Raw genomic sequence first — 15,714 nt, 5'->3', positions numbered from 1 at the left:
CGCAACCCGACGCTACGGCCGAGGAGTTGGACGCGCGGCCCGGCGCCACTGCCGGGAGGTGGGGTGCGCAGCTCGGCGTTTGCGGGGTGCCTCCCCCACTCTCGGCCTCGCTCAGGCGGGGGGACCTCATCGCCCACCCATGCCGCCCCAGGCGGCACGACTGCCCGCAGCTGGGGCGGAAGCGGAAACCGGCAGCCCTGACGTCGAGGGTCGTCGTCAGAACTGCCGGGAAAAGGGAGGCACAGGCTCACAGGACCGCGCGCTCCGGAGCGGAGCAGAACTGCCTCAGGGGTTGAGCCCCTTGCTCCGCAGCCAGGCCATCGGGTCGATGCCGCTGCTGGAACCGTCGGGGTGGACCTCAAGGTGGAGATGGGCGCCGGTGACGTTGCCGGTGGCGCCGACGCGGCCGATGACATCGCCGGTGGCGACCTTCTGGCCGACGCTGACACTGATCGAGGACTGGTGGGCGTACCACAGCTCGGTGCCGTCATCGAGGGTGAGGACGGTCTTGTAGCCGTAGGAGCCGTCCCAGCCGGCCTCGGTGATCGTGCCGCTGTGGATGGCCTTGATGAGCGTGCCGGTGGGGGCGGCGAAGTCGAGGCCGGTGTGGTAGCCGGAGGACCAGAGGGAACCGGCCTGACCGAAGGTCGACGTGACGGTGTACGAGGAGGTCGGCAGCGCGTACTGCTTGGCCAGCTGGGCGAGCCGCTCGGCCTCCGCCTTGGCGGCGGCCTCCTCCTCCGCCTTCTGCTTCGCGGCGGCGGCCTTGGCCTCGGCCTCCCGCTCCGCCTTGGCGGCCGCTTCGGCGGCAGTCTTCTCGGCCGCGGCCTGCGCGGCCTCGGCGGCCTGGGCCTCGACCTGGGCCTGCTGATCGTCGGCCTGGGCGAGGATCCGGGACCGCAGCGCCTCACCGGCGTCGGCGGTGCTCTGCTCGCTGTCGGTGGTGGAGGCCACGCTGACGTTGCTGAGCGCGGTCGCGGTGTCCGCCGTGTCATCGGCGGAGTCGTCCGAGATGATCGAGCCCACGGACGGCAGGTCGGGCATGGAGATGGACACCGGCGGCTTGCCGGTGTTGGCGCTGGCCATGCCGCCGGCGCCGACGGCGGCTATGACACCGACGCCCAGAACCGTGGAGCTGCGGGCGAACCCGCCATTGCGCTGCTTGCTGACGCGGTGCCGGCCGCGTACAGGACGAATGGACTCCTCGGTGGGGTTCCACTCCTCCAGCGGGCCCTCGTCGTCGGTGCGGTGGCCGCCGTACACAAGGGTGTCGGCGGGGCGCTGACTCGGCACGAAGGGGGCCTCTGGGGCAGGCCGGTTGGACGCCACGTAGGCGTACTCCTTTCCTTCCTTCTCGCCTACCGGGTTAGCTGACGGGTTCGGAGCAGGAAGGTCTCCTACGCGCGTATACCAACCGTGCTTCCACGGCGGCATCCACGCGATTCACCCCAAGGTGGTGGTTCCCCGGTTCCCTTGCGGGATTCGGCGCGTGCGCACGGAGCCGCCTCTTGTGACGGCTGGGACGACCGCGCTGCGTTATCGAACGTTAATAGACGCGGGGGCCGGATTCCAAGCGGTTCCGCTTGATCGTTAACGTTTTTGCCCAGGACGTACGGGTCATGACCGGTGAAAATCGGGCGAGTTGACCGCACCTCGGCGGCGACTCAGCTGTCACATCAACTCTGACGTTGTGTCAGTTGTTATCGGAGCGAGATGGTTCCCTCACGCCCGGTGACAACGATCACGCTCCCTCCTCGCGCCCGCTCAGACACCCCGGCGGGCACGCTCGATGATCTCGTCCTCCTTGAGCGGCTGGGCGTGGTGGCTGAGGCAGACCGGCACCTCGATCTTGCTGTATCCGGTCCCCTCGGTCGCGGCGTTGAAGGTGCCGCGCGGGAGACCACCGAGGGTGTCGAGGACCGCGTTGCGCGACTGTGCCATGGCCTCGACCGCGTTGATCTGAGCGGGTGCGGTGACGCGGCCGATGAACTGGTTCACCGTATTGCCCAGCGCCTGGTTGTGGATGCCCCTGGGTGCCTGTGAGGCGAGGACGATTCCGAGCCCGTACTTGCGTATCTGACGGATGAGGTCGACCGTGCTTTCCGTGCTCGGATTCGACGCGCCGGAGGGTACAAAGTTCTGCGCCTCGTCCATCACCAGCAGTCCGCCCAGGGCACCGTCGGCGGCGGGGTGTGCCCGGAACCATGAGAACAGGGCCGCCTGGAGGCGGCTGACGAACCGGGCCGGCCCCTCGCCGGACAGACCGATGAAGCTGATCACCGAGATGCGGGCGGACTTTCCCGGCGACGGGGTCAGGAGCAGGCCGGGGTCGGCGGGCGTGCCGGACTCCCCGAACAGCGCGTCGGTCTCCATCGCGGCCTCCAGCGTGTCCGCCATCTGCACCGCGAAGCGACTCGTCCTGTTGTTCACGATGTCGGCCGGGGGCTCGGCGAGCAGTTCGACGAAGCCGGCCAAGTCCTGGCCGCCGTCGCGCGCGTACCGTTCGAGCGCGCGTTTCAGGACCCCCAGCTGCTGGATCGCGCGAGCACTGCTGCCCCGTACACCGGCGTGCGGGGCGAGTGCCGTCACGGTCGACATGACCAGACGCGGGAAGTCGTCCTCGTCACCGAGCACGGGACCGAAGTCGGGCAGCGGGTGAAAGGAGAGCGGACGCCCCCGGCTCAGACCCGGTGTCCAGACCACCACCTCGGCTTCCTCGAAATAGTGCCGGGCGTCGCGCTCCTCCTCGTCCGTCCAGCCGTCCGGCGAGCGCGGCCAGGGGTCACCGAGCCGGGCGAGGTCGTCGTTCGGATCCAGCACGATCGCCGAGACGCCGCGCAGGGCACACTGCTCCACGATGCGCTTGATCAGGACCGTCTTGCCCGATCCGGCCGCGCCCACCACCGCGGTGTGCATCCGGAGCCGTTCGGTGTCCACCACAAACGGACGGCGCCCCCGAACCGTGGTGCCCATGACGATCCCAGGGCGAACGGCGGTCTCCCGACGGACCGGCCCGGCGTCCTCCGGTGTGTCCGACGCGTCCGCGCCCGCCCCGAGGCCGGCCTCCGTGGACGCGGTGCCGAGATACTGCCGTAATCCGGCCAGCACCGGCGCGAAGACCTCGGTGCGGGAGGCGGGACGCTCCCGTCGCAGCCATTCGTCCAGGCCCGACGGCCGGTCGCCGAGCATGGTCCGGAGAGCGGCCAGGCTCCGGAGATCGGCGGCGCCGACCGGTAGCGACACCCCACCCCGCGCCTCGAAGTCGTCCTTGATCGCCTTGGTCTTGGCGCCGCTCGGATACGGCATGTTCCGCAGCAGGATCAGACGGCGGCTCACCAGGTGGGCGAGCCCGGCCTCCACAGCGGCGTTACGGATCCGGGTCTGGGCGGCACGGGCGTTGTCCGTGGCGATCGCCCGGAAGGACCAGTGGATTTCCTTCTCACTGGTTTCCTCGACGACATAGCGCAACCGGGCGTGCAACGCCGCCTTGCGGCCGAAATCGGTCTCGATGTGGAACCGTGTCTCATCCACACCGAGTTCCCTGACCAGGCTCCGCAGCCCCGCGCCCAGCCGAGCGGGCATCAACCCGTCCTCGGTCGCGGCGTCGAGCGGCCCGAGATCGTCCGCCTCGGCGCGGAGCTTGCCGAAGGACCCGGTCAGAGCGCTCAGGGTGCTCAGGTCGGTGGCCTCCCCCGTCGGGGGCTGTGCGGCTCCCGGGGACTGTGCGGCTCCCGGGGGCTCTCCGGCCGCCAAGGAGAGCAGTTCGGCCACAGTGCCGCGCTGCAGACACTCGGCGATGTGCTTGTCGACGCGAACGAGCAGCCGCCGTGCGGTGTAACGGTGCGGCGCTTCGGCCAGCGCGGCCGAGCTGACCGGCCAGGTCGGATGGCGCGGGGTGAACCCCACCGACTCGTAGTGGGGGCAGAAGCGGCTGCTGATGATGGCGGCGGCTGTGGCTTCGTCGGGAATCGCTCCGAGTGCCGGCAGGACCTCGAACCGATCCTGGGCGGACCGGACCGCCGCCCGGGAGATCTTCTCCCAGGTGTCCTCGTGGCACGCGACGACCATCAGGGTCCGGCGGGTTTCCTCCCGCAGTTCCATCAGGCCTGCGGCGATGTCACTGCTCAGCCGTTTCGCCGCCCGGCTCTCGCCGGAAGCGGGCGCAGTCAGCGAGGACGTCTCCGAGGCGGACACCAGGTTGTCGAGCTGGTCGAAGGCGAACACCAGTGGTCCGACGAGGGCGAACAGGCGCGTGAGGTCGCGGAGCACGAGTTGAGCCGGTCGCCCACGCGGTGACATGCCCCAGGCGGCGCGCTTGCCCCGATCGTCTTCATTGAGCGCGAAGTAGGCGCTGCCGATCTCCACGGACTCGCCGGCGGAGGCGATGAGCGCCAGCGCGCGGGCCGTATCGGCGGCCTCGTTGCCCACCTGCCGGTCGATCCTCCGGATGCCCTGGACAAACGCATCGACATGGGCGCGCGTCAACTCGCGCTCGCCGATGATGGCGTCATGGGTCTGCGTGTCGAGGCCGGACTGGCGCGAAAGCCCGCCGAGCAGACGGTCAAGTTGTTTCTGACCGCCGTCGTCCGGCCGGTACAGACTGTCGACGAGACTGCCGGTGGCGCTCTCCCAGAAGTCCCGGCCGGTCACGAGCTTGATGTAGAAGAAGAAGCCACCGCGCTCCTGGATCTCGTGGCGGGTCCAGCCGAGCAGGTGGGTCTTGCCTGATCCGCGCTCGCCACGCACCACAACCGCGACCGGCGAGTGGGCGCGCTCAACAGCGCTCATCGCCCTCGCCAGCCGCCGGGAGACCTCCGGATGAAGGCCGTCGACGTGGTAGGAAGTCACCGGCGTCCAGACCTCGTCCTGCGTCGGAGCGGTGTTGATGTACAGAGTCTCCAGGGCCGCGATCTCCCCGTTCACGCCGGTCCGATCCGCAGGAGGTGGCGGGGTTCGCCGCCGATGTCGACAGCGGCGTTCCGGTCCTGGTCGCTGAGTGCGCGCTGGTTGAGTTCAGCCATCAGTTGTACGTCCGGCTGCTCGATCATCCGGTCGAGTTCAGCGTCGACGACCCCGCGTGGTGAGTCTTCGAGCCAGGGGCGCAGCGCCGACAGTCTGACCCAGCTGCCTGGTTCGCGGCGAACGGTGAGTTCCGTGTATGCAGCGCGGATCCAGCCCTCGACGTCGGGCTTGAAGAAGTCGCCGAATTTGGTGCCCGAACGGGCCAGGTACTGTCCGACGCTGTCCAGCACCGCGTAGAGCACGCCGGCCGGAAACTTCGCTCCATCCGGGCGTCCGGCCACCAGGGCGGACTCACACCAGGTCTTGCCCGCAGGAGTGAGCTGGTGCGTGTTGACCGCACCACGCTTCCTGGTGGCGATCAGCTCGAGATCGTGATTCGCTCGTCGGCGTATCGCCGCGGTGATCTCCAGCCCGGCGAGATCGCGCAGTTCACGGTTGGTCACCGGTCGTGCGACCACCATCAGGGCGAACAGCGATGCATGATCGCGTACGGTCAACTCCGTCGGCACAGTACCCCTCCTCGATGAGCCGGAAACCGTTCAGATGCCGAGCCCCCGCCTGGGCACCAGTTCCACCCGGCCGGTCGCGCTGGACAACTCGCCCGTCACGGTGATCGCCCTGTCGTACGAGGCCTGGTCCGGGAGCCGCACCCAGACGGCCCGCCGGACCAGTTCGGCGTGTTCGGTGCGCAACTCGCCGCGGACTTTGATCCGCCACCGGTCGTTGCCCGCTGCGTCGTCGTGAAGCCCCTCGACCACACCGCGGAGCGTCGCGTCACCGGTGGCGTTGAGGCCACGGAGCCGGGTGGCCGCCGCGCACAGAAGCGATCCCGAACTCCCGGGAAATGCGACGACGTGTGACGGCGCGTCGAGCGGCTGGGCGCGCGCCCACCGGAAGGTGATCTCGAACGGCTCGCTCCGGTCGGAGCCGGAAAGATCGCTGAGCGCCTTGCACAGATCCGCTGAGACGCCCGCCGTGACCGTTTCGTCGAATGCCGCAGGCTCGTCCGCTGCCACGGCCGCCTGGGCGGCGCTCACCGCTTCAAACATCTGGACCAGCACGGTCCGGCCGGCTACCTCTTCCCCACTCGCGGACCGCGCCGTCGCATCTGCCGCCACCCGGATCTCCAAGGCGTAGCTCCCGGCTTGCGAGGGGCCGAGTTCGGCCGCGCGCAAGAGGTCGCCCACCACCCTTGGCGGCCTGCCGGCGAAGGCGAAGTGCGGACCCTGTACGACGGTGCGCGTCGCCGCGCTCAGGATGTTGCGGACACCCACGACTGCCTGCGCACCCAGGAGCAGCGAGGTGCAACCGGGTTCGTGACCGGTGGGAAACGTGCGGAAGTACTGCTTGTCCAGTTGCGGTCTGGCGATCTCCAGGGCGATGTCGTCCGCCGGCCGGTCCTCCAGCGCGGACAGACAGCGAAGGATCTCCCGAACCCGGCGCTCGTTGTCACCCATGCCGTCGCGGCCAGGTACCAGTACCTCGTAGTCGCCCGGGTGTTGCCACACGCTCGCACCGCGCCAGCCTCGCGGATCCCGCTCCCAGCCCGTTTCGGCCAGATAGCCGGCGATGTCATCGACCTTCAGCGGAATCGTCATACCGGTTCCCCTACCAGTCCGACTGAGTCTCGGTGAGCCGGCGCAGCGAAGAGGCGGTGAGCACGTTCGCTGTCGGAATCCTGACCGGACGTTTCCGGTCACGATCAGGATCTGTGATCCGGTTTTCGGAACGGAGCGATACGAAGTAGCCGAGGTGACGGAGCACGACACCGTCGGTCGTCATGGCCGCGTACGCCTGCTTGTCCACGGGGACGCAGATGACGAACAGGAACCGGGGAACGGTGAAGTCGGGACCGGCCAGCTTGTTGAACTGCCATTCGCTGAGCCCGCGGTAGACCAGGTGGCCCGACGAGCCGGACGGCGCCGACCATGTCTTGATCTGGGCTTCGATGGTGGGTGACAGCACCCGCCCGTATCGGCCGGTGGCACGGAACCCGAGGTCGATCCCGTCCACGTCGAGATCGTCTTTCACGACGATCAGCCCTGCCGCGGAGGCGAGCACGCGGACATAGTCTTCGCCGAATTTGCCCTGATGCTGTCGGGCATCGAGCATCCAAGCCCCCCAACTATGGCGCACAGTAGTCGGGAGCTTACGGGACGCGCCAGAGACTGTCAGCGGCAAAAGTAGACCTTTGGGCAGTCCCGAAGCAGCGCAGAAAAGAGGCACCCTCGAACAGAACTTCGAAGGCGCCTCTTGAACTGCATATTTGGTAGCGGGGACAGGATTTGAACCTGCGACCTCTGGGTTATGAGCCCAGCGAGCTACCGAGCTGCTCCACCCCGCGTCGTTGTGCTCACCAGTGTACGTCATCCGCGGGACACGCAGCACACACGTTTATTCACGCTGCGGGATCGCCCGCGTGGGTGAGGGTCTCCCACGCGACGAAGAGACCGTCGGTACCGGCCGGTCGGGTCCGCTCGGCGAGTCTGCGGGCGGCGGGTACGGAGACGTGGGAGCGGTCTTCCAGGTGGTTCAGTACGACTTCCAGGTCCGGGCCCATGGTCCTGGCGACCTTGCCGCCGCACAGCCAGGCCGGCGCCGGCTCGCCCAGCTGGTGCCGGGCGTGGAGGGACAGGGCGGCCCTGAGCCGGTCCTTGACCTCGCTGTACAGGTCGACGCCCTGCTGCCAGGCCGTCTCGGCGATGTGCGCGGTGGCGGCGAGGGAGTGGCCGACGTGCTCGAAGTCACGGCAGGTCTCCTGGCTGACGCCGTCCTTGTACGTCGACTGCTGGAACCAGTACGACCTCAGCCGTTGTGGGGTGTCCATGCCGGAGCCGGGCGCCGTTCGCGGGTGGGGGCCGTCCTTGCGCAGGTAGAAGTAGGCGGGGACGCGGTCGCGGAAGCGTTGCAGGGCGTGGTCGAAGGTCTTGTGGTCGTCGAGGAAGACGGCGATGCCGATGGCGGCGTCGGTCGAGACGAGATCCCGGTTTCCGTTGACGTCGAGGACCCGGCGGGTGACGCGGGGGAGGTAGACGGTGCGGAGCATGGTCTCGAAGCGCTGTACGCGGTCGGCGGGCCAGTCGGCGCCGGATGTGTGCCGCACGATCTCGGCGGCCCGCGCCCAGGTGGACCCGGCCCAGGCGGCCTGGAGTCCGGCGTTCTGCCCGGTGTGCCGCTTCAGCCTCGCCGACCAGCTGTCCATGATCTCCCGGGCCTTGACGGCATGCTGCCGCTTGCCGGTGACGGTGAACAGCAGGGCCTGGGTGTAGGCGGCGATGGCGTCCGTGCGCTCCTGGATGCAGCCCCGGCCCGCCATGGCACCGGCCGGGCAGTTCACGGACGTGTACGGCTCGGCCCGGTACTTGTACGCCCCGTACCTGCTGTCCCGCATGTCGAGGAACGCCTTCAGCCACGGCTGCCTGCCTGCCAGGACGTTCTCTCGTACGGCGGCCAGCTGGTCCTTGCCGACGAGGACGCCGGGGTGGGTGAACTCGGCGTCCGGCGGGAGGGCGCGGGCCATGGTGCGCGAGCCGTCGGCCGTCCCGCAGGCGGCGAGGAGTGCCGCGGCCACTGGCAGGGTGAGCAAAGCCGCCGTCCGTCTGCGCACCGACCTCATCGCCGCCTCCGTACCGTGATCCACACCCGCTCATTGGCAGCGTCACCTGTACGGCGACGGGGCGCAGGATCTGATGGGCCGAAGGGGAGTTGAGGCCCCGCCGCTCCCGCCATCCCGCCGTCCCCGCCGCTCCCGGCGTCCCCAGCGTCCCCCGCCGTTCCCCGGCATCCCCCGCCATCCCCGGCGTCCCCGCCTCTCCCGCCTCTCCCGCCATCCCCGGCGTCCCCGCCATCCCGCCGTCCTCGCCACTCCCGCCGTCCCCGCCATCCCCGGCGTCCCCGCCATCCCGCCGTCCCCGCCACTCCCGCCGTCCCCGCCATCCCCGGCGTCCCCCGCCGTCCTCGCCGCTCCCGCCATCCCTCCGCTCCCCCATCCCTCCGGTCACGCCGGCAGATGGCGGTTCGGCGCCTTCGCCCGTTCCTCGTACTCCGGCAGTACGACCACGTCCGCGCCCGCCGCCTCCAGCATCCCGCTGCCGTCGGCGGCCACCACGAACGTGTCCGGCTCGCGCCACGCCGTCACCACACGCCGTACTCCGGCGGCCAGAATCAGCCGGGCGCACGGCGCGGGGCGGGATGCGCGGTGGGCGCACGGTTCCAGGCTGCTGTACACCGTGGCGGCGGACAGCCGGGGGTCGTCGGCATCGATCTTCGCCAGCGCGGCCTCCTCCGCGTGGACGACCGAGTCACCGCCCTCCCGGGAGTGGCCCCGCGCAAGCTCCGTCCCGTCGGCCGCGACCACGACCGCTCCCACGCTGAACGCGGTCCGGGAAGGAGGGCACTGCGCGGCCAGTTCGCAGGCCAGGGCGAGCCAGTGGTGGTCGGCTGCGGAGTCCAGCAGGCCGGCGCCGGGTGCTGTCGGCTCGTACCGCATCAGCACGACGTCCTCGATCCGCCGTGTCTCCAGCAGGCGGAGCCGGCCGCCCTGATATCCCCCGGGGCCGAACAGCCTCGGTGCCTTCGGGTCACCCACGAACAGCGGCGCCAGGACCAGCTGCAACTCGTCGGCGAGCCCCTGCTGGAGCAGCTGGGTGTGGATGCGCCCGCCGCCCTCGACCATCAGGCGCCGTACGCCGCGCACCTCGTACAGATGCGCCAGCAGCCGGCGCCAGTCCAGTTCCGTGCCCAGCGGGACCACGTCCGCAGCGACCGGCGTCGCGTGCAGGCGCTGGGCGCCCCGGTCCGTCGTATAGACGACCTTCTCGCCGCCCGTGTGCCAGAACCTCGCCGTCGGGTCCAGGTCTCCGGAGCCGCTGACCGTGACCTTCAGGGGGTAGGCGGGCCGGCCGGCGGCCTCCCGTGCCGCGCGGCGCTCGGGGGAGTTCACCAGGAGCCGGGGGTTGTCGGCGCGGATGGTGCCGGCGCCGACGAGGATGGCGTCGACGGAGGCCCGTACCTCGTCGACGCGGTCGAAGTCGGCCGGGCTGGACAGGAGCAGGCGGTCGGGGCCGGTGTCGTCCAGGCAGCCGTCGAGGGAGACGGCGGCGGACAGCAGGACGTAGGGGAAGGGCATCTGCGTACTCCACCTCGGCGACGGGCGGGCTTGGTTCAAGTTTGAAACAAACCTACACTGAACGCATGACGACCCGCTGGCTCACCCCCGAGGAGCAGCGCGCCTGGCGCGCGTACATCGGCGCCGCCCTCCTGATGGAGGACGCGCTCGACCGGCAGCTCCAGCAGGAAGCCGGCATGCCGCACATGTATTACTCCATCCTCTCCGTCCTGTCCGAGGCCCCGGAGCGCAGGCTGCGGATGACCGACCTCGCGGAAGGGCTGAAGATCACCCGCAGCCGGCTGACGTATGCCGTGACCCGCCTGGAGAAGGACGGGCTGGTACGGCGCGAGCACTGCCGCTGGGACAAACGGGGCAGCATCGCGGCGCTGACCGACGAGGGGATGACGATGCTGGAGCGGGCGGCGCCCGGGCATGTCGAGACCGTACGGACGCTGCTGTTCGACCGGCTGACACCGGAGCAGGTCAGGCAGATGGAGGGGATCTTCAGCAAGGTCGCCGAGGGGTTCGAGGGGGACGCGGCACAGGCGGCGCCCGATGATGTGCCGTGGCGACGCCGGTCGGCCAAGCCCTGTTCGTGACCCGCATCACAAAGCTGACGCACACCACAAAGCAGTTGCTTCAAAATTAAAGCATGGGGTAGTGTTCCGGGCCGAGGATCTGCTTCAAATCTGAAGCAGATATGCCTGAGGACCGGAACCGGAGTACCCGCATGACCGACTTCCCCGCCGCCACCCAGCGCTCCCGCGTCCACGTCCCGCTGCGCTTCGGGGACGGCTACCGCGTCGACGCCGAACTGGTCACCTTCCACGGACTGGCCGACGGCCAGGAACACGTGGCCGTCGTCCTCGGTGAACCAGGGCCCATCCCTCTGGTGCGCCTGCACTCCGAGTGCCTCACCGGCGACGTCTTCGGCTCGGCCCGCTGCGACTGCGGACCGCAGCTGCGCGAGGCCGTCGAGCGGATCGCCGACCGCGGCGGAGTCCTGCTCTACCTCCGCCAGGAAGGCCGCGGCATCGGCCTCTACAACAAGCTCGACGCGTACGCCCTTCAGGACCAGGGCCTCGACACCTACGCCGCGAACACCGCGCTGGGCCTGCCCGAGGACGCCCGCGACTACACGGCGGCCGCGCAGATGCTCACCGCCCTCGGCATCGGCGAACTCGACCTGCTCTCCAACAACCCTGATAAGGCGGCCCAGTTGCGGGACCTCGGCATCAGCGTCCGCGACCGCGTGCCGACCGGCGTGTTCACCACCGCCCACAACGTCCGCTACCTGCGCGCGAAGGTGCTCCAGACCCAGCACACCCTGCCGCTGGGCGAGCTGACGGAGCGTACGGCGGGGTGACCTGGCCGCAGGGCACGACACGTTGCGTCGTGTGCCTGCCTCGGACCGGGGCAACGGATCCTCGGGCGGCCGATCGGGTGGCCGAGTGAGTGGCCGATCGGGTGGCCAAGCAGGTTCCCGAGTGAGTGGCCGAGCAGGTTCCCGAGGCGAGGGCCGAGGACTACTTCATGATCCTCTCGGGGGCCGCAGCTACGCTCCCTGCACGCCCTGTTCCGCGATGCACCGAAACCCGTGGCCGCCACGATCCGGCGGCACCGTCGCGGTGGCATCGGCGTCGCGGTGGCGTCGCGGGTGAGGGCGACCGTGACGTCAGTGCTCCGGTCGTCGGTGGTCGGACGCGATGGATGGGCAGCCGTGCTGTTTCAGGACGCCATGTACGAGATGAAACCGGCGACCAAGATGATCGACAACACCCCGACACCCACCCAGCCCAGCACGATTCCGGCGGTGGCCATGCCCCCACCGTTTTCATGGCGCTCCCTGATCTGCCTGCGGGCCACATAGCCGAAAATCAGCGCGAGGATACTGCCGATCCAGTAGATCCACACGATGCCCAGCACCATGGACGCGATGGCCAACCCGTTGGTCCGAGGGGGTGGTGCGTAGTAGGGCGGGTAGGCAGGCCAACCGGCCTGCGGCGGGTACGGAGCGTTCACCTGCGGGTCCGGGTCCGATGGCGTGGACATGGAGCCTCCTCGTGGCGTGAGCGTGACGGCAGGTTGCCACGCCACGGTCGGGAGGGGTCCCGGGGTCTGGGCGACCGGACGGTCCGAGGATCAGCGCCCCGGCCGACGTACAGCACTGGTCGTGCCACGCGGCACCAGGCGGGTGTCGAGGCGCTGTCGGGATTCGGCGATCGTCCCCTGTTCCACGGCGTCCACGAGCATCCGGCCGGCGATGAGGCCCTGTTCGTAGACGGGCTGGGCGACGGTCGTCAGGTCGAGGAGGTCGGCGATGGGGCTGTCGTCGAAGCCGATGAGCGACATCTGCCCGGGCACGTCGACCGCGGCGCGTCGCAGGGTGCGCAGGGCGCCGGCCGCGACGTCGTCCGCTTCGGCGAACACCGCGGTCGGCGGCGTGCGCAGGGAGAGGAGCTGCGCCATGGCCTGTGCGCCGCCGTCGACGCCCCAGGGGGCGGAGACGATCGAGTCCTGCTGCACGGGCAGTCCGCATTCCGCCATGGCCGCGAGATAGCCGTCCAGGCGGCGCTGGGAGACGCCGCGGTGGACGCCTTCCTCGTCGGTCGCCCGGATCATGCCGATCCGCTGGTGTCCGAGGTTGACCAGGTGCCTGACGGCCATCGCCGCGCCGGCCGGATCGTCGATGCCGACGCTCGGATGTCCGCCGAGGTCCGTACTGGCTCCCACGACGGGCATGCTGCCCAGACCGCCCAGCCGTGCGATCTCACTCTCGGACAGGGAGAGAGCGATGATCACCAGGCCGTCCGCCCTGCGCCGGACGGGCAGCGTCTCGAAGAACTCCCGGCGCTCGGCGATCCCTTCGACGTGGTAGAGCACCACCTCGAAGCCGGCGTTACGCAGGACGTGGTGCGCGCCCGCCAGCGCGCGGGCGTGGAACCAGCGGCTGATGTGCGGCACCAGGACCGCGACGGAGCCGGTTCGACCGGTCGCCAGTCCGGAGGCCCCGGGCGACACCACGTAGTCGAGGCCCTCGGCCGCCCGCAGGATGCGGCGGCGCATCGCCTCCGAGACCCCCGGCAGGCCCCGCAGCGCCCGCGAGACCGTACCGGTCGAGACCCCGACTGCCCGGGCCACGTCCGCCATGGTCACAGCTGACTGTTCATCACTCACCGAGGCAGGCTACCAAGGGGCACGCAAGCGATTGAGCAATCCAGCCCCTTGACGGGGTACAGGGAGTCACGCAAGCTAACGCAAGCGTTTGAGTAAATGTGTTGCGCGGGATGTGTTACGCCGGATGTGCTGCGCGGGATGTGTTACGCCGGATGTGCTGCGCGGGAGAGGAAGAGAGCCGCAGTGATCGACAACCCAAGGCGCCGCACCCTCCGCCTGATGATGCTGTCCTCCAGATCATCCTGCCGCAGGCCGGACCCGGTCTGTTCACCGCCGCGTACACCGAGTTCCTGATGGCGCTGACCTTCGGCAGTGAGGACGCCTTCCGCACCGTACCGGTCGAAGTGGCGCTCTTCGGCGCCAAGTTCGAGGTCCCCTACGGCACGATCTTCCCCGGCTCGATCACGGCCCTGCTGCCGATCGTCGTCCTCGTCCGCGTCCGCGTCCTCGTCCTCCGCCGCGCCGTCGTCTCCGGCCTGACGTCGGGAGCGGCGAAGCGCTGAGCCCCGACCACCACCGCCCCACACAACCGCAACCGCAACCCCCGCAACCGCAACCCCGCAACCCCGCAACCCCGCAACCGCAACCGCACGAGAGGACCCAGTGGCCCCGACCACCATCCCCACCATCCCCATCCCCATCCCCACCCCCGCCCCCGCCCCCATCTGGTGGCGCGAAGCCGTCGTCTACCAGGTGTACGTCCCCAGCTTCGCCGACTCCGACGGCGACGGAATCGGCGACCTGCGCGGGCTCACCGACCGACTGGACCACCTCGCCGGCCTCGGCGTCGACGCGCTCTGGCTCACGCCGTTCTACCCCTCCCCCTGGGCCGACGGCGGTTACGACGTGTCGGACTACCGTGACGTCGATCCCCGCCACGGCACCCTCGACGACTTCCGCGAACTGGTCACCCGGGCTCACGCGCTGGACCTCAAGCTGATCGTCGACATCGTCCCCAACCACTGCTCCGACCAGCACCCCTGGTTCGTCGAGGCACTGGCTTCCCCGCCTGGTTCACGGGCCAGGGACCGTTTCATATTCCGCGACGGACAGGGTCCCGACGGGAGCCTGCCGCCCGCCGACTGGCAGTCCAAGTTCGGCGGCGGCGCCTGGACGCGGGTGCCTGACGGCCAGTGGTACATGCACATCTTCTCCGCCGAGCAGCCGGACCTGAACTGGGAGAACGCCGAGGTCCTCGCCGACTTCCAGGACACCCTCCGGTTCTGGCTCGACCTCGGCGTCGACGGCTTCCGCGTCGACGTCGCCCACGGCCTGCGCAAGGACCTTGCACCGCCCCTGCGGAACACGAACGGACGGGACTCCGCCCCTCTCAACTCACCGCCCCAGGGCACCGACCACCCCTTCTGGGACCGCGACGAGGTACACGAGATCTACCGCGCCTGGCGCAAGATCATCGACACCTACGACCCACCCCGCATCGCCGTCGCGGAGGCGGGCGTCAGCGCGGCCCGGCTACCGCTCTACACCCGCCCCGACGAACTCCACCAGGCGTTCAACTTCTTCTTCCTGCGCTGCCCCTGGACCGCCGACGACCTGCGCCAGGTCATCAACACCTCACTGACCGACGCCCACCTGGTCGGCACCCTGCCCACCTGGGTCCTCTCCAACCACGACGTCGTACGCCACCGCAGCCGCTACGGCCTCCCACAAGGCACCGACCTCACCAAATGGCTGGCCACCGACGGCACCGCCCCCACCCCCGACGACACCCAGGGCCGCACCCGCGCCAGAGCCGCCGCTCTGCTGACCCTCGCCCTGCCCGGCAGCGCCTACCTCTACCAAGGCGAGGAACTCGGCCTGCCCGAGGTCGCCGACCTGCCCCCGCACGCACTGCGCGACCCCATGTGGGAACGGACCGGACACACCCTCAAAGGCAGGGACGGATGCAGAGTCCCCCTCCCATGGACCCGCTCCGGACCCTCGTACGGCTTCGGCCCGTCCGGCAGCTGGCTGCCCCAGCCGGACAACTGGGGCGACCACGCGGTACAGGCACAGCAGGGCCGGCCCGGCTCCTTCCTGGAGCTGTACCGCACGGCCCTGACCCTGCGCCGCCGCTTCCGCGGTGACGAGACCTTCGCCTGGCTGCACTCCCACGACGGCGGACTCGCCTTCCGCAAGGGAGGACTCGAATGCCGCGTCAACCTCTCCGCCCGGCCACTGCCCCTGCCGACCGCCACCCCCGTACTGCTGGCCAGCGGACCGCTGGAGGACGGCACACTCGCCCCCGACACCGCCGTGTGGACAGCCTCAGCCCACCCCTGAAGCCGCCGATGCACCCGCCCAAAGCCACACCCGCTTCGCCAAGTCGATCGTGTCCGCCGTCGCCGCGGGCGCCGGATCGCTGTCCGTCGCCGTCACCGACGACACCGTCACCGCCGCCGAAG

The 15,714-nt window shown here is 69.9% G+C and carries 13 protein-coding genes, 1 tRNA gene and 1 riboswitch; of the genes, 4 read left to right on the top strand and 10 right to left on the bottom strand.

Annotated elements, in window-relative coordinates; all coding sequences use genetic code 11:
- Nucleotides 1-285 precede the first annotated feature (285 nt).
- From GFH49_RS37325 to GFH49_RS37290, 8 genes are all read right to left on the bottom strand, one after another.
- Nucleotides 286-1,329, bottom strand: coding sequence for a M23 family metallopeptidase (locus GFH49_RS37325; RefSeq protein WP_155060495.1), 1,044 nt, complete (start codon nt 1,327-1,329; stop codon nt 286-288).
- Nucleotides 1,330-1,340: 11 nt separating this feature from the next.
- A riboswitch (cyclic di-AMP (ydaO/yuaA leader) is annotated at nt 1,341-1,498 on the bottom strand.
- A gap of 266 nt (nt 1,499-1,764) precedes the next feature.
- Nucleotides 1,765-4,923, bottom strand: a complete 3,159-nt coding sequence (locus tag GFH49_RS37320; protein WP_155060494.1) for a helicase HerA domain-containing protein — start codon at nt 4,921-4,923, stop codon at nt 1,765-1,767.
- Nucleotides 4,920-5,531 carry a hypothetical protein gene (locus tag GFH49_RS37315; RefSeq protein ID WP_155060493.1) on the bottom strand — a complete coding sequence of 204 codons (612 nt, stop codon included), beginning with the start codon at nt 5,529-5,531 and terminating at the stop codon, nt 4,920-4,922. The genes GFH49_RS37320 and GFH49_RS37315 overlap by 4 nt, the downstream gene beginning before the upstream one ends.
- 30 nt (nt 5,532-5,561) lie before the next feature.
- Complete coding sequence (locus tag GFH49_RS37310) at nt 5,562-6,620, bottom strand: hypothetical protein (RefSeq protein ID WP_155060492.1); 1,059 nt, start codon at nt 6,618-6,620, stop codon at nt 5,562-5,564.
- A gap of 10 nt (nt 6,621-6,630) precedes the next feature.
- Nucleotides 6,631-7,134, bottom strand: a complete 504-nt coding sequence (locus tag GFH49_RS37305) for a DUF4365 domain-containing protein (protein ID WP_155060491.1) — start codon at nt 7,132-7,134, stop codon at nt 6,631-6,633.
- A gap of 155 nt (nt 7,135-7,289) precedes the next feature.
- A tRNA-Met gene (locus tag GFH49_RS37300) sits at nt 7,290-7,366 on the bottom strand.
- 54 nt (nt 7,367-7,420) lie between these two features.
- A complete protein-coding gene (locus GFH49_RS37295) occupies nt 7,421-8,662 on the bottom strand; it encodes an alginate lyase family protein (RefSeq protein ID WP_408055987.1) in 1,242 nt (413 codons plus the stop codon).
- A gap of 357 nt (nt 8,663-9,019) precedes the next feature.
- A complete protein-coding gene (locus GFH49_RS37290; RefSeq protein WP_155060490.1) occupies nt 9,020-10,150 on the bottom strand; it encodes a dihydrofolate reductase family protein in 1,131 nt (376 codons plus the stop codon).
- Nucleotides 10,151-10,215: 65 nt separating this feature from the next.
- Here GFH49_RS37290 and GFH49_RS37285 point away from each other — a divergent pair, with 65 nt between their 5' ends.
- Together GFH49_RS37285 and GFH49_RS37280 are read left to right on the top strand one after the other, a co-directional pair.
- Nucleotides 10,216-10,731, top strand: coding sequence for a MarR family winged helix-turn-helix transcriptional regulator (locus tag GFH49_RS37285; protein WP_155060489.1), 516 nt, complete (start codon nt 10,216-10,218; stop codon nt 10,729-10,731).
- 131 nt (nt 10,732-10,862) lie between these two features.
- Nucleotides 10,863-11,498, top strand: coding sequence for a GTP cyclohydrolase II (locus tag GFH49_RS37280; RefSeq protein WP_155060488.1), 636 nt, complete (start codon nt 10,863-10,865; stop codon nt 11,496-11,498).
- A gap of 362 nt (nt 11,499-11,860) precedes the next feature.
- Here the strand turns inward: GFH49_RS37280 and GFH49_RS37275 are convergent, their stop codons facing one another.
- Entirely contained in the window at nt 11,861-12,184 is a 324-nt protein-coding gene (locus tag GFH49_RS37275) for a DUF4190 domain-containing protein (RefSeq protein ID WP_155060487.1), read from the bottom strand.
- A 90-nt stretch (nt 12,185-12,274) separates the two neighbouring features.
- Nucleotides 12,275-13,309 carry a LacI family DNA-binding transcriptional regulator gene (locus GFH49_RS37270; protein ID WP_230396714.1) on the bottom strand — a complete coding sequence of 345 codons (1,035 nt, stop codon included), beginning with the start codon at nt 13,307-13,309 and terminating at the stop codon, nt 12,275-12,277.
- Nucleotides 13,310-13,461: 152 nt separating this feature from the next.
- Between GFH49_RS37270 and GFH49_RS37265 the strand changes: the two genes are divergently transcribed.
- Nucleotides 13,462-13,812, top strand: coding sequence for an ABC transporter permease family protein (locus GFH49_RS37265; protein WP_155060486.1), 351 nt, complete (start codon nt 13,462-13,464; stop codon nt 13,810-13,812).
- Between the two features lie 100 nt (nt 13,813-13,912).
- Nucleotides 13,913-15,592, top strand: coding sequence for a glycoside hydrolase family 13 protein (locus tag GFH49_RS37260; RefSeq protein ID WP_408055986.1), 1,680 nt, complete (start codon nt 13,913-13,915; stop codon nt 15,590-15,592).
- Nucleotides 15,593-15,714: the final 122 nt, after the last annotated feature.

This window comes from Streptomyces blattellae, from assembly GCF_009709555.1.
In the GTDB taxonomy this organism is placed as follows: Bacteria; Actinomycetota; Actinomycetes; order Streptomycetales; family Streptomycetaceae; genus Streptomyces; species Streptomyces blattellae.
The sequence above is the reverse complement of the archived record's forward strand: the minus strand, read 5'-3'. Positions and strand labels throughout refer to the sequence as shown.